Source organism: Prosthecobacter fusiformis (genome assembly GCF_004364345.1).
GTDB lineage: Bacteria > Verrucomicrobiota > Verrucomicrobiia > Verrucomicrobiales > Verrucomicrobiaceae > Prosthecobacter > Prosthecobacter fusiformis.
This window is the reverse complement of sequence record NZ_SOCA01000002.1, coordinates 559,430-574,217: the sequence shown is the minus strand read 5'-3', so window position 1 is coordinate 574,217 and position 14,788 is coordinate 559,430. Positions and strand designations below refer to the sequence as shown.

The window sequence follows — 14,788 nt, the reverse complement described above, 5'->3', positions numbered from 1 at the left end:
TACCCTGTCGGTTTTTGCACCGTATCCCCCCTCAAATTATGCTTTCCACCATCCAAGCCGCCAGCATCCGCAGCGGATTGAGCCCGCATGTGATCCGCATCTGGGAGCGCCGGTATGAAGCGCTCACACCTTCCCGCACCGGCACCAACCGCCGCATGTATTGTGATGAGGAGATCGAGCGCCTAAAACTCCTGCGGGAACTGACGGAAAATGGTCACCGCATTGGCAACATCGCCCGGCTGGAAAAAGCCCAGCTTGAGCACATGCTCAAACAAAGCCTCACCCGCACTCTTTCTGCCACCGCCAGCTTCAGCGTGGATGCCACCGCCCTGCTGGAGACGGAGGAGCACTTTGTGAAACAGTGCATTGAGGCCACCATGGCCTATGATTCAGATCGCTTGCGCCGCCTCCTGCAGCGCGCACGCATCCTCTTCGGCCAGCGTTGCATGGTCCATAGCGTCATCTGTCCGCTCATTCAAAAAGTCGGCGAATTTTGGCAGGCAGGTCAGATCCGGCCTAGCCATGAGCACATCGCCACCGCAGTGATCCGGGAAATTTTGATGACACCCCTGCCGGGGAATCAAGTCGCCCCCTCCGCCCCTGAAGTGGTCATTTCCACACCCATTGGTGAGGTGCATGAACTCGGGGCCTTACTCGTCGCCTCATCTGCTAGGGACCTCGGCTGGCGCGTCACCTATCTGGGGCCCAATCTTCCCACAGAAGAGATCGTTGCCTGTGCCCGCGCTCGCAAGGTTCGCGCAATAGCACTCAGCGTCGTCTATCCTGATCGCTGCCCCGTCATTCAGGAAAAATTGCGCAAAATCCGCAATCTAATGCCTGAAAAAATGGCACTCATTGTCGGTGGCCGCGCCGCCACAGGTTATGCGGAAAGCCTCACGGATTTAAAGATCCACTGGGCCAGGGACCTCGGTTCGCTGGACCAATTGCTGGTGCAGCTTTCCTCCAGTGCCGCAGTCTGAGGTTTGACACACGAAGGCCAGCCGCTACGCTCGCGGCCCGACCATGCACCTCTACCGGACCACCCAAGGCATCTACCTGCACACCGCCACCTTTTGGTATCATATCACGGGTATCGATTGGGACGCGCTTTACAATGTGGAGGATATTCACGCCTATCTGGAACAGGTCGCCTCCACCAGCACGGCCGTTCCCGCACCTGCACCAGAAACCCTGCTGGCCCCCATTGGCACCCAGGAGGTCTGGGCCGCCGGGGTGACTTACTGGCGTAGCCGCACTGCCCGCATGGAGGAAAGTAAGGACACAGGCGGCGGCAGCTTTTATGACCGCGTGTATGCCGCCGAGCGCCCGGAGATCTTTTTCAAAGCCACCCCTCAGCGAGTGGCCCATCCTGGCCAGGCCATGCATCTGCGCAGCGACTCCAAATGGATGGTGCCAGAGCCGGAGCTCACGCTCGCCATCAACGATCGAGGTGAGATCATTGGTTATACCGTCGGCAATGACCTCTCCTGTCGCGACATCGAAGGCGAAAATCCTCTTTACCTTCCTCAGGCGAAATGTTTCAAGCTCTGCGCTGCCGTCGGGCCATGCATCTATGTCACCCCGGATCTCTTGCCCTCCTCCACCCTCATCGCGGTGAAAATTGAGCGCGCCGGTGCCGTGGCCTTTGAAGGAGGTGCCACACTGGATCAGCTCAAGCGCACCCCTCAGGAGCTGGCGGGGTTTCTCTACCGCGACAATACCTTCCCCACGGGTGCCCTGCTCATGACCGGAACCGGCACCGTCCCCGGTGACGAATTCACCCTGCACAGTGGCGATGTAGTCAGCATCACCATTGATGGCATTGGCACCCTGGTAAACCCCATGGGTTGATAGATCGCCGCCCCTTTTCACTGAACTTTTAAGCTAAAACCACACCCCTTCCCTACCCCATGATCACAGGCCACCAACTCATTGCCGGACGCGAAGCCCCTTGCGACCACGCCCCCTTCCACGCCACTAATCCCGCTACAAATGAGGCCCTGGAGCCCGCTTTCTGCGAAGCCACGCCTGCCCATGCAGACGAGGCCCTGCGTGCTGCCGATGGTGCCTTCGATGCTCTGCGCACCGCCACCCCAGAGACCCGCGCCCAGCTTTTGGAAAATCTGGCCGAAGAAATTCTGGCTCTTGGAGATGCCCTTCTTGATCGCGCCCATGCCGAAACTGCCCTCCCCATGGCCCGCCTGACTGGCGAGCGTGGACGCGCCATCAACCAGTGCAAAATGTTCGCCGCTTTGCTCCGTGAAGGTTCCTGGGCCGAGGCCAGCATTGACCGCGCCCAGCCTGAGCGCGCACCGGTGCCCAAGCCGGATGTCCGTCGCGTGCTCCTTCCTATCGGCCCTGTTGTGGTCTTCGGTGCCAGCAATTTCCCCTTCGCTATCGGCGTGGTCGGCACGGATACCATCTGTGCACTTGCTGCAGGCTGTCCTGTCGTCGTGAAAGGTCACCCTGCCCATCCAGGCACCTGCGAGCTCCTCGGCCGCGCAGTCATCAAGGCCCTACGCAAAACAGGCCTGCCAGATGCCTGCTTCTCCATGCTGCACGGACGCAGCACCGAGATCGGTATTGAGCTCGTCAAACATCCCCTCACCCAGGCTGTCGCCTTCACCGGCTCATTGCGCGGTGGTCGCGCACTCATGGATGTGGCTGCTGCCCGTCCTCATCCTATTCCTTTCTATGGTGAAATGGGCTCCATCAATCCCGTTTTTGTCCTCCCGGGTGCCCTGAAGGACAATCCGGCCAAACTTGCCGAGTCCTACGTCGGCTCCGTCACCATGGGCGTCGGCCAGTTTTGCACCAATCCCGCCATTGTTCTCGGCCTGCAAAGCCCTGAGCTGACCGGGTTCGTGGAAAACGCTGGCCAGTTTGCCCAAAAGGCACCTCCCCAGTCCATGCTGCATCGCGGCATCTGCGAAAGTTATGATGCCGGTACCGCCGTCTGGTCCACCATCAACGGATTGCAACTCGCTGGCCAATCCTCTGCCGAGCCGGACAGCGATGCCACCCAGGCAGCCTGCCGAATTTACACCACCACCCTGGACGTGCTGGAATCCAATTCCGAACTCCGACGTGAGGTCTTCGGTCCCTGCTCCATCATCACCCAGTGTCCTACTCTGGAAGACATGCTGAACTTTGCCCGCAACCTGGAAGGCCAGCTCACCGCAGCCGTCCACGGCACCGCAGAAGATCTGCGCGAATACGCCCCGCTCATCCGCATCCTGGAGCGTAAAGTTGGCCGCATCATCTTCAACGGCTTCGGCACAGGCATTGAGCCATGCCCTTCCATGCATCATGGCGGCCCCTACCCCGCCGCCAGCCATAGCTTCTACACCAGCATCGGCACCGCCAGCATCTACCGCTTTGTCCGCCCCGTGTGCTATCAAGGCTTCCCTGATGACTGCCTGCCGGAAGCACTGCAAAACGGCAATCCTGCCAAAGCACTGCGTCTGGTGGATGGCAGCTACACACGCGACGCCGTCTGATTCTACTCGTCACTTCGTCCGGCTGGTTCATGACCAGCCGGATAGAGTGCCTATCGACTGACAGCTCACTTTACATAACCGGCAGCCGGGGTGCCGTCTTCTGCCAGCTTGCCCGTCGTCCAAAGCAGTGCCCGCGTGATCAAACTCATGTAACGAGCATCCGCCACTGTGTCGTTATTGTGGCCGATCGTGGTGCTAAAAACACGCGTCTTTTTCTCACCGTATTCATTCGTCCAGGCTACGACAGCATTCGCTTCCGTCGCCTTGGCATTAGGATCAGCTTTCTCACCCTTCTTCACACGGGGCATTTGCATTTGGCGGCCGCTGGCCAGCGGCTTTGCACCCAGCATTTGGAGATTGTTATACAGTTCCTCATTGATCGTCGTCCAGTTTTCCAGGCCCTTCGTGATCGGGTGGGACGCATCCGTGAATGTGATGTCAATCGGCGACTGTGGACCATGGCCCGTGGACTGAAGACCAATAAATTCATACCAGCCCGCATTGTCACCACCGGCGGCGACAGGCTCCTTGAAATTACCCCAGCGGTAGCTGTGCATGGCGCAGTGCAGATTCAGCGCTGGCACGCCCGCCTTATGCGCATCCAGGATGTTGGCCACATACGCAGGATCGGTGACATCAGCCGAGCATTCATCGTGAATGATCACATCAAAGTCCTTCGCCCAATCCTTCGCTTTATAGATTTCAAAAGTCGCCTTGGTTGTCTTGTCAGGATTGAAAGCCACATCCACCACGGCATTCAACCGGGACTCAATCCCTTCCTTCAGGATAGACTGCTGCTTCTCATAATCATGGCAGCACCCACCGGCGACGACCAAGATACGCAGCGGTTTGACATCAGCATCTGCCGCCTGGGCAAAGAACAGACCCGCAGCCAGTGCGAGTGTAAAAAGGGGAACAATGAGTTTCTTCATGGTGGATTGGTTTAGCCAGACTGAAACGTCTTGGCGAGACCAAACTTGCGGTACAGTATTCATCACTCTCCGAGTGATGCGAAGCCCAGATATAGTACTCATCACTCTCGGAGTGATGCGAAGCCCAGAAAATCGGTTTCCCTCAAACTCAACATCGCTCCCCAATAATCTCTCCAAAAAACTACCGCCCCCTCTCACTTAAATTCAGGATAAAACGGATTGTGCCGCTTCTCCTCGCCCACCGTCGTCATCGGACCATGACCTGGGCAGATCACCGTTTCATCCGCCAGAGTGAAAATCTGTGAACGGTTGGTCGCCAAAGCATCCGCAAAAGACACTGCTCCACCGCCCATGGAACTCGCAAAAATAGCATCGCCCACGATGGCCACAGGTTTGGCCAGACCTTCCACAACATACGTCGTCCCCCCTTTGGAATGCCCGCAGGTCGTACGGGAGCTGATCGTCAGCCCACCCAGTTTCCATTGTGTACCAGGGGTAAAAGATTCCGCAGCAGGATGCGGCTCCAGCTCGCTGATGAGTATCACCGGAGCCTGAACAGTATCGATGTCAGCCACATGGTCAGGATGCGTATGGGTGAGGAACAAATAGCGCAGGTTTAAACCCAAAGTCTGGATTTGATCCATGATCGGCTTCGCACTCGCTCCCGTATCAAAAACCGCCGCATCCTTCGTTGCCGGATCCCACACCAGGTAAGCATTCACCGTCATATCATGATAAGGTGTATTGAACTGGGCCAGCCCCTCCATTTCCACCGGCTCAGGATACCAGGCATGATCCGACATCTCAGCCAGCGAAGGCCCATGCAGCCCCAGTCCCGCAGCCAGCTTCATCAGAATTGAAGCATCCGTCGCCCCTTCCTTCGTCGCTTCCACCGCCGCAGCACTCACGCCCACCTGGTCTGCCAGCGTTTCATTGCTATACCCCAGACCGCGCTGAGCCTTGCTGATGACATCATTGAATAGATCTTCGAGTGGAATGTTCATGAGTGGGGGAAGGAAGAAAAAATCTATGCGAATAGACAGGATACGAATGGAATTCCCATCCGGGCGGTGACGCGGGGTGTTTTAGGCAATTCGGGCTTTTTTGGCAGCGCGCTCCTGCCACCAGAAGCAGAGGCAAGCCAGGACAAACACAGCCTTGATGCTGTAGCCTGTGTTCAAGGCAAGAGTAATGCCGTCCGTGAAGCCATAGCTGTGCAGACCGATGCTGAGTTGGTTCACCCCGAACCAGCTAAACAAAGTGATGGCACCGAGAATGAGCGAACAAGCATGCAGACCCACTTCGCGGATATAACCGCCCATACGAGCATGCAAAATAATCAAGCCCATGAGCACGATCATGAGAGCCCCATTTTCCTTGGGGTCCCATCCCCAGAAACGGCCCCAACTATCATTGGCCCAAATGCCGCCCAATACTGTCCCGACAAGGGAGAAGAGTAGCCCAAAGCAAACAATGCCATAGGTGATGCGAGTGAGTATCCGCCGGATGTCCACCGTTGAAGGACGGCCTCCAAATTTTTGCAACATCACGAACACCACCACCATTGCCCCAAGAGCATAAGCAATACCAAAAATCAGCGTCGGTAGCACCAGCAAGTAGGCCACCCACCCTGCGTTTTTCTTATCTTCCCAGGCCACACGATACACCACATAAAACATCGACAGAATGGAGCCCATCATGGCTCCGGCATAACCAATATTGATACAAGTCACGTGAGTGGCCAGCCAGAAATTGGTGATCAGCACCGCCTCTAGCGTGGGCATGGTATCCTGTGCATCCAGGGCCATGAAGCGGTTGGACAAAAACATCCCTAAAGCCCCAATAAACCCGGCCACTAGCAGCCCGATCCCCTGCTTGGTGATCCTCTCAAGGATCAGCCCAACCGTGGCAATGGATGCCGTGATGAACAGAATGGTCTCATACAGCGTGGCAATGGGTGGCCGCTCATTGATGATGCAGCGCTGAGTGATCCCCCAGATGTTATACCCTACGGCCAGGATCAGCGTCACCCAGGCAATCCGGCCTGCCCATTTAGAAAACTGGGTCTGAGGAGCCACCAAGCCGATAAAGGCGATCAAAAATCCCAGCAGATACCAAACAAGCGCGTTCGTGAAGTAATCCGTTTTGTAATAGCTGACCTCACGGTCCACATGCTTCAGTTCACCACGTTTCTCAGCCTGGGCACGGACGTCTTCCACAAAGCTCTTAACCGCTGGCTTGAATGTTTCCGCTTTCAGGCTGGCGCTATACAAGGCGTCCTTGGCACTGGAACGGCGCAGGTCTCCTTCAGAAAGCGTGCCCTGCATCAGAATGGTGATGGTCTGTTCCACCGTCATCCAGGTATCGTTCTTTTCATCATCTGGCGGCAAAAAAGCCAGCGTCTTACCCGGACGCAGCGTGGTATTGATGAAGAGTTCCAAGATATTATTGCTCGTCTCCTGGCCCAGCGCCTGGAGCTTTTGATCTCGAATCATCGGCCCCAACCTTGCTGCCAGATCCCAAACGGTGATATTGCCGCTCCCAGTCAGTTCCTGGGCCGCATCCGCTGGCAGAATGCCAGACACTTCTTTTTTCCAGTCAGTGCGCGCAGCCGTGAGAAAATCACTGACCGCATCAAAGTCGAAAAAGTTTCGCGCCAGGTCGATGACATTGCGCTGCACGCCTGTGCGGTCTGCGCTATCGATCTCGCTGTAAGACTGAGCGCGTGTGATCAGCTCCTCTTTGCCTTTGACAATTTCATTCCAGGAATAGCGATCCCGCAGATCCTTCGGATCCACGCCGATCTCCCCAACCGCTTGGGAATTGTCCACGACGAACAATGGCAAGTCCCGGGCAATGTCCGGGCGAAACCAACTGAGCAGCAGCCACTCGATAGCCTTCAGTTTCTTCACATCGGGCAGCAGCGGATGATCCACCTTGATACTCTGTTTGCCGTGCAGCCTTAGAAGCAGGAAGCGGGCATAGGTATCCAGCGGCTTCACCCGCCCACCTTCCTGCACAGGCAGGGATTGGAACAACGCCACGACCTCTTTATCTCGCAGTAACGCAGGATTCGGCAGTGCTGCAGTGACCGTAGCGACAGGAGCCGGAGCTGACTCAGCAACAGGCTGCTGGGCATTCACAAGCCCGGTCATCAGTGCGATGAAGAATAGAAAAAATTTCATGAACAAAAAAGAGTTAGGCAGCCTTCGGCTTGAGCGCACGGTTAAGGAAGCGGATGAAATGCATGACAAAATGGATCAACAGCCCGGCAGCCACGGCAACGCAGCTCCACAAAGGCCATTGGTCTGAAGGATTGCTAGCCACCGTAAAGACAGACTGCTCCCCATTGGCGCCACTGCTAAAGCTGGCCTGATACACCACATAGCCCTGGTCACGCACAGGCACGTTCATCGTCACCACCATCGGATCTTCCTTGCCATTGGTGATCTTGGTAATGTGGCTCGTATATTTCTTGGCTTTCATCGTCCCCGGATGCAGTTCACGCTGGAAATCCTCTAACCGGATGGCAAACGGCAGCTTCCATTTCATCCGTGCGAGAGCAATGGTGTAAAGGCTGTCTCCTGCCTTCACTGTATAAGGCGCAAAAGCCCCCTCCCAGAGAATGGCCTTCTGTGGTGCACCAGGGCTTTTCACCAGGATTTCCACAGCGGAAACGTTGGCTTCATCTTCCTTCGCGTGTTTGACAGCTTGAATCCTATAGCCATCAATCACCCCGGATTCTTCTTCACCAGCCTGCACGATGTTAGCATTGCGCTGATAGCCGGTGACCTGAATTTCAAAAGGCATATCCTTGGCAAAGAAATCACGTGCTTTGCCCGGAGACAGGTCCGCAAAGTGATTCATCGGAATAACCATTGCCGTCTCATCGCCTTTACCTGACGCATCAAAACGGCGCACTTCAATGATGCGCTCATGATAGCTCTGATACTGGTCGCTGGCCTGACCTTCAAACAGGGGCATCGCCCCTTCGGTCTTGTAGAGGAAGCTCACAAATCCAGCCACCAGCATGAACATAATGGCCAAGTGGGATATCAGCACCCCGACGGTGCGCCATCCCTTGCGGATGCGGATGACTGCCCCACAGAGCATGTTGAAAAAAAGCAGCACCATCAGCAGCCCGCCACCTGGCAGTGGAACAGGCAGGACCACACCATAAATCTTAAAGTCGTGGATCAGCCCCCATGAATCAAAATAAAGGCGCTGGCTGTCCAGCAGCCCCATATCTTTCTGGGCCAATGTACCCAAAAAGGTGATGAGCAGCAGGAAACTGAGAATAATGACCGCCAGACCAAAAGATGACAGCAAGTCAAAAAGGCGTACGGGGAGACTTTTGTTTTTTTCAGACATGGAGAAAAGGATAGTTCAAATGCCTTGAACGGTTACTGCTGGGGCATGCGCAGACTGAGGGAACTGACGAACTGGTCAAAGGCGGGCGTATTTTCCTCCACCAGCTCCTTCGGACCCACCATTTTCACAAACAGGCCGGCATCGCCCAAAGCGGCGACGATGCCCAACATGCGGTGATCAGGTTTGGCTTCAGTGGCCCCGACATTGGTATAAGCACCGTCCACGGTTACATAGACGCCTTCAATCCCCATCAAAGTTTTCTTCGGCAGCGTCGCCAGCTCTTCTTCGCCGATCTCCGGCTGCCCCATCTGCTTGCGCCAACGGTTCACATTTGCCAGCACACCCCCCGCTCCGCCTGGAAGCATGGACAGGTAGCATTCACCTTCTTTGTTAGGCCCAAAGGTCAGATTTACCGGCCGCATCTGGCTCCGCTCGGCGCGTGACCAGCCTTCAGGTGTCTCCCACTGCAAGCGCTCATCACCAAAACGCTCCTGCGAATAAGCATTCAGTTTTGGCTTGGCCTCATAAGAGGAGATTTCACGTGTTTGCGTAATCTCCATCCGTTCGGTGACGCGTTCACAAGAAACGAATGCGAACGAACAGGCGGCAAGAGCGAGCGTGTACCTAAGGTAGCAAGCTCTGGGGATAAAGGCAATCATGGTGGGTATATGATAAACGAACGAACGCCGTCCGGCTTTGGTTCGCACTGGATCGGCGTTCAAATGATAAGGACGGACCCGGAGGTCCAAGGACCTCAATCGGCTTTGGTCGGTGGGGCTTTGGGCTTGGCGGCGGGCGGGGTGTCCGCCTTGTCCGCTGCCGCAGGTTTCTTGGCTGTAGGCTTTGCAGCCTCTTTTTTCGGTTCGGCCTTCGGCTTGTCCTTCTTGGCATCGGCCTTCGGCTCTTCCTTTTTCATTTCCGGCGCTGGCGGTGGTGCCGGAGGTGGCGCCGTGAGCTGTGCGATCTCAGCCTCGCTCAGTCCCACATTGACTTTTAATCCGGGGAGCTGGCCCTCCAACGCCGTCGCACCAGCCTTGGTCACACCCGTCTGCCAGACAAAAAGCTTCTTCAGACCTTTAGCATTCGCCAGTTTGGCAATACCAGCATCCGTGGTTTTAGTCCCGTACAGATTCAGGTATTCCAGATTCTGCAGCACGGCCAGCTTCGCCAGCCCAGTGTCGGACACCTTGGTATTTTCCAGGTGCAGACGCTCCAGCGCCGTCATTTTGGCCAGAGTATCCGCTGCCTTATCCGTCACCTTGCTCCGGGCCAGATCCACCCAGACAATCTGCGCCGCAATCGGCTCCAGCAGCGCCAGTTCCGCATCACCGAACTTGTCCGTCGCATTGATCACACTCAGACGCAGTTGCTCCGTATCCTGGGCCAGCGGCATCAGGGAGGCGTTCAGCGCCTGGATCTTGGCGGTGATTTCAGCCACCTGCTTCTTTTCAGCATCTGTCAGCGGTTTGGCCTTCGGTTTTTCTTCCTTGGTCACTTTCGCCGTCACCTTGGGTGCACCACCACCCAGCACCGCAGCCAGCGCGGATTCCACGTCCGGCGTGGTTTTCATAGAGGCCACCGTCGCCGTATCAGATGCACCGCTTTCGATCCACCACTTCAGCAGTGCCAGCTCTTCTTTGCTCACCTGCGGTTCATCGGTCGGTGGCATGTGGTCATCGTCATCTTCCGGCAGCTTGATGCGCGCCAGCAGGAGGCTCTCGTCCGGCTTGCCCGGCACCACATTCACATCCCCTTCACTGCCGCCCTTCATGATGGAAGCGAAGTCATGAAGCTGAAGCTTCCCTTTCTTCTTCTCCGCACCGTGGCAGCTCGTGCACTTCGCTTCCATGATCGGGGCGATGACATCCTTATAAATGACCGCTTTGGCAGCGATTGCAGGATCCAGCTTGCCCGTCACCGCAGCAGGCGCGGCTGCCGGAGCCGGGGCCGCCTCGGCAACAGGGGCAGGCTTCGCGGCAGGTGCAGCTTTGCCCAGCACCACAGCCAGCGCCGGTTCCACTTCAGGCGTCGGCTTTGCCGCTGCCACCGTCACCGTATCGGACGCTCCGCTGGCGATCCACCATTTCAGCAGCGCCAACTCTTCCTTCGTCACCTGCGGCTCATCACTTGGTGGCATGTGGTCATCGTCATCTTCCGGCAGCTTGATGCGGGAAATCAGCAGGCTGTCGTCCGGCTTGCCCGGCACCACATTCACATCCCCTTCGCTGCCACCTTTCATGATGGAAGCAAAGTCATGAAGCTGAAGCTTCCCTTTCTTCTTTTCAGCGCCATGGCAGCTCACACACTTCGCTTCCAAAATCGGCGCGATGACATCCTTATAAAGCACTGCCTTGGCAGCCACCGCAGCATCCAGTTTGCCAGCCGCAACCGGTGCCGCAGCCTCCGTAGCAGCCGCACCTGCAGCTGCCTCAGCCACCACAGGTGCACTGGCGATAGCCACCGGCTTCGCATCATCTTCCGCCGTCCATCCTGTATTGATCTGCGCACCAGGCAGCTTTCCCTTGAGCTGCGCCACACCGGCCTTGGTCACTCCTGTTTGCCACAGGTACAGTGCCTTCAGTTTCGTCAGCCCAGCCAGCTTCTGCGCGCCGGCATCCGTCACCTTCGTATTGTATAAATTGAGGTATTCCAGCGAAGCCAATCCCTTCAGGTGATCCAGCCCCGCATCCGTAATACCCGTGTTTTCCAGATGCAGTTCCTTCAGGTTCTTCATCTGGCCAATGGCAGCCAGCCCCGCATCCGTCACTTTTGTACGGGCCAGATCCACTGAGGTGATCTTATCAGCCGCCGGTGCCAGTGCAGCCAGACCGTCATCGCCAAAGTCCTTGGCCACGTTCAGCGCCGTAAACCGATAAGCCTTCCCATCCGCCGCCACAGGCATCAGCGATGCGCCCGTCGCATTCACCTTGTCCACGACAGCTTTGAGCGCCGGATCCGCCGCTGGGGGTGAATCGGCAGCACCGGCGATGGAAGCCAGGGCCAGAAAGCAAAGGAATGAAGAACGGAATCGCATACGTGAAAAAGGGTTGGCTAAAGAAAACGGTGAATGTCTCGCTGCACTTACGGCTGTCCTTTCAAAAGACCATCGACCGTCACCTGCGTTTCCGCAGGGAATTGCGCCTCACTGACCTTGAGCGTGTTGGAAGCTCCCTGCTGGACCCACCACCGCAGCAGCGTGGTTTCCTCCGCCGTCAGTTGGTCCTTACCCGTAGGCGGCATATGATCATCATCATCCTCGGGTAGGTCGATGCGCTGGATCGTCAGGCTTTCCGCAGGTTTACCGGGGACAATGTTGCTTCCATTTTCACCGCCCTGCATAGCCATTTCAAAAGTGTCCAACCGAAGGTCGCCCTTGGATTTGTCCTCATTGTGGCAGTTATTGCACTTCGCTGCCAGGATCGGCAGGATCACATCGTGGAAGACCAGTTTCTCTGCCACAGCAGGTGATAGTCCACCAAGCGGTTTCGCAGGTGGTTGGGCCACCGGTTCAGACACCGGCACCTCACCCGGAGGCGGATTTGGCAATGGCGCAGGAGCCGGATCAGGCACCGCCGCAGGCTTGACCGGCTTCGGTTTCTCCACAAAGCTCAGCATCCAAGTCTCCATGCCCACTATCTGGCTCTTTATCGGCTCCGGAGCATGCAGGGTCAGGAATTTACTCCCGTGGGACATGTTCCCGCCGAAATGAGCCCCCAGGCCCATGATGCCAAAGGAAAGGAAAAACACCGCCCGGTAGGCATGCAAGAGATCAAAATTCCCCTGCCCCATTGCCAGCAGGCGGATCACCAGCGCAAGTAAGACCCCCGCCGTTCCCACCAGCGCCAGCGTCTGGTGCAGCGTGAAATTACCCCCTTCATACCCACCTTCACGCGAGAGCATGATCCCCGCCAGCACTGCTAGCACCGATCCCGCCGCTCCGATCCACAGGATGAAAAGTGCCCCCAGTCCCATCGCCTCCTCACCTTTCCGCGTCAGGCACACCAGCTCCATCATGCACAGGACCATCAGCGCACCCACCGGCAAATGCAACAGCACCGGATGAAAACGCCCCACAAATAGGACACTCCCAGCCACATCTTCAGTCGGCTTTTCATACAGCGGAGGAAAGACCAGAAGACCGATCACAAAACCGACGATTAACAACAAAGTGGCCACCCAGGTGCCAGCGTAGGACTTGGGGGTACCGAAATCATTGGAGGAATAAGACATGGGTGGGTGGAATGAATGCGCTCTCTAGCTTAACTTATCAACGCTGATATCGCTCAGAATTGTTCATCAGACTCATGCCTCATCGTGCAGTTTCCATGTCCAAATCAAGACTTTGGTGCACCTGCCGCAAATTTTGTACATCCCGGCACAATCCTCACGCACAGATCCGCCTCACTGAAGGTCGCACCATCGCCGCCCCGGCACCATGATAGGGACCATGGACACACCCTCTTCTCTCTATGACCGGCTGGGAGGAGCAGCCGGGGTCGAAAACCTTGTCGAGGCCTTTTATATCCGCGTACTCGCAGACCAGGAACTCGCCCCTTTCTTTCGCGATAGCTCCCTGGACCGCCTGCGGAAAATGCAGACCGAATTCTTCAATCGCGCCCTCGGAGGCCCCGTCGTCTATTCAGGCAGACCCCTCGCCCACGTCCACCATGGCCGCGGCATCACCCGTCATCATTTCGCCCTCTTCGTCGGCCACCTCCTGGAGACCCTCAAAGACTACGGCTGTGAGGACAAGGAAACCGACGAAGTCATCAAGCACATCAATACCTTCGCCAACGAGATCACCGGCACCTCTTACTGACGCCCCAGCCGCACATCCATCCACACCGCCGCCAGCAGCACACTCCCCCTCACCACCAGCTTATACTCGGGGGAGACAGACATCAGCGTCATCCCGTTTAGCAGCGTCGCCATGATCAGAGCCCCGGCCAGCACACCCATCACCGTCCCCCTGCCACCACGCAAGCTCACCCCGCCGATCACACACGCAGCCACCGCATCCAGCTCCATCCATTCCCCGATGTCCGTCGTCGAATTGCCCGTGTAAGACGTGAGCATAAAGCCCGTCACCGCCACAATTGCACCCATGATTGCAAAGGCTCCGATGACCACCCGCCCCACCGGCACCCCAGAGACCAGCGCCGCCTCCGGATTGCCCCCGATGGCGTACAAATAACGCCCAAACGCCGTGTGCTGCGTTAGCAGATACACACCCAGCGCCACTAGCCCAAAAAGGATCGCCGGCAGTGGGATCCCGCGAAACTGGTTCGTTACGATCACAAAAAGCATCACGGCCTGCGCCGCGATAAAGACCTTCATAAAAGCAGCCTCCCCGCTTTCCGTTTCAAATCCGCTCGCCTTTCTCTGCCTCCGCCCCAGGACTGTCGCCACCACCACAGCGGCGATCACACCCACGCCGAGCGCATAGCCCGCCAGCGGCGGCAGATAATACGTGCTGATCAGGGAATACAGATTCGTTTGGCCCCCGGCCACCACCGGCACCGTCTGGTTCTGAATGACCAGCCAAAACAGCCCGCGAAAAACCAGCAAACCCGCCAGCGTCACAATGAAAGCCGGGATGCGCTCCTTCACGATCAGCACCCCCTTACCCCACCAGATAACCAGACCGGCCACCAGTCCGATGCCCAGCGCCACAGGTGCAGGCAAGCCGACCTTCGTTGTTAAAACCGTTGCAATCCCACTGAGTAGGGCCAGACCGCTACCCACAGACAGGTCAATGTGACCCGGCAGTATAACCAAAAGCATGCCCATCGCCAGCGTTGCCGTGATGGATAGCTCCGTCATCAGCAATGACAGGTTGCGAGAGCCTAAGAAATTAGGCTCCGCCACCGCAAAAAATCCACAGATCCCCAGCAATGCCAGGGCTATCGAAAAGTCACGTATGGAGGCGGTGCGGGTCATGGAGAGCGTCAGGAAACGGATTTTCTACCCGTTTCTTCGGCGCAC

The 14,788-nt window shown here is 57.0% G+C and carries 12 protein-coding genes; 4 read left to right on the top strand and 8 right to left on the bottom strand.

Translation table 11 applies throughout. The features are described 5' to 3' along the window. Positions 1–38 precede the first annotated feature (38 nt). The 3 genes from EI77_RS08265 to EI77_RS08255 are packed head-to-tail and all read left to right on the top strand — an operon-like array spanning position 39 to position 3,500. Entirely contained in the window at positions 39–980 is a 942-nt protein-coding gene (locus EI77_RS08265) for a MerR family transcriptional regulator (protein WP_133794571.1), read from the top strand. A 43-nt stretch (positions 981–1,023) separates the two neighbouring features. Beyond that, the gene (locus EI77_RS08260) at positions 1,024–1,851 is read left to right on the top strand and encodes a fumarylacetoacetate hydrolase family protein (protein WP_133794569.1); all 828 of its coding nucleotides are present in this window, start codon (positions 1,024–1,026) and stop codon (positions 1,849–1,851) included. Positions 1,852–1,910: 59 nt separating this feature from the next. Continuing rightward, positions 1,911–3,500 carry an aldehyde dehydrogenase (NADP(+)) gene (locus EI77_RS08255; protein ID WP_133794567.1) on the top strand — a complete coding sequence of 530 codons (1,590 nt, stop codon included), beginning with the start codon at positions 1,911–1,913 and terminating at the stop codon, positions 3,498–3,500. Positions 3,501–3,565: 65 nt separating this feature from the next. Here EI77_RS08255 and EI77_RS08250 read toward each other — a convergent pair whose 3' ends face one another. The 7 genes from EI77_RS08250 to EI77_RS08220 form a co-directional block, all read right to left on the bottom strand. Further along, the gene (locus EI77_RS08250) at positions 3,566–4,432 is read right to left on the bottom strand and encodes a ThuA domain-containing protein (RefSeq protein WP_133794565.1); all 867 of its coding nucleotides are present in this window, start codon (positions 4,430–4,432) and stop codon (positions 3,566–3,568) included. A 194-nt stretch (positions 4,433–4,626) separates the two neighbouring features. Next, positions 4,627–5,436: an MBL fold metallo-hydrolase gene (locus tag EI77_RS08245; RefSeq protein ID WP_133794563.1), complete on the bottom strand. Its 810-nt coding sequence runs from the start codon at positions 5,434–5,436 to the stop codon at positions 4,627–4,629. 81 nt (positions 5,437–5,517) lie between these two features. Then, a complete protein-coding gene (locus EI77_RS08240; protein WP_133794561.1) occupies positions 5,518–7,617 on the bottom strand; it encodes a cytochrome c biogenesis protein in 2,100 nt (699 codons plus the stop codon). 13 nt (positions 7,618–7,630) lie between these two features. After that, a complete protein-coding gene (locus EI77_RS08235; RefSeq protein ID WP_133794559.1) occupies positions 7,631–8,803 on the bottom strand; it encodes a cytochrome c biogenesis ResB family protein in 1,173 nt (390 codons plus the stop codon). A gap of 32 nt (positions 8,804–8,835) precedes the next feature. Further along, positions 8,836–9,363 carry a hypothetical protein gene (locus EI77_RS08230; RefSeq protein ID WP_133794557.1) on the bottom strand — a complete coding sequence of 176 codons (528 nt, stop codon included), beginning with the start codon at positions 9,361–9,363 and terminating at the stop codon, positions 8,836–8,838. Positions 9,364–9,557: 194 nt separating this feature from the next. Then, positions 9,558–11,837: a c-type cytochrome domain-containing protein gene (locus EI77_RS08225; protein ID WP_133794555.1), complete on the bottom strand. Its 2,280-nt coding sequence runs from the start codon at positions 11,835–11,837 to the stop codon at positions 9,558–9,560. 47 nt (positions 11,838–11,884) lie between these two features. After that, entirely contained in the window at positions 11,885–13,033 is a 1,149-nt protein-coding gene (locus EI77_RS08220; RefSeq protein WP_133794553.1) for a c-type cytochrome domain-containing protein, read from the bottom strand. Positions 13,034–13,250: 217 nt separating this feature from the next. Between EI77_RS08220 and EI77_RS08215 the strand changes: the two genes are divergently transcribed. Next, on the top strand, positions 13,251–13,622 hold the full coding sequence (locus EI77_RS08215) for a group I truncated hemoglobin (protein ID WP_166647122.1): 372 nt from the start codon (positions 13,251–13,253) through the stop codon (positions 13,620–13,622). On the opposite strand, the gene EI77_RS08210 is transcribed toward EI77_RS08215, so the two are convergent. After that, positions 13,616–14,743: a sugar ABC transporter permease gene (locus tag EI77_RS08210; RefSeq protein ID WP_133794549.1), complete on the bottom strand. Its 1,128-nt coding sequence runs from the start codon at positions 14,741–14,743 to the stop codon at positions 13,616–13,618. The two genes, EI77_RS08215 and EI77_RS08210, sit on opposite strands and share 7 nt — an antisense overlap. Between the last annotated feature and the right edge of the window lie 45 nt (positions 14,744–14,788).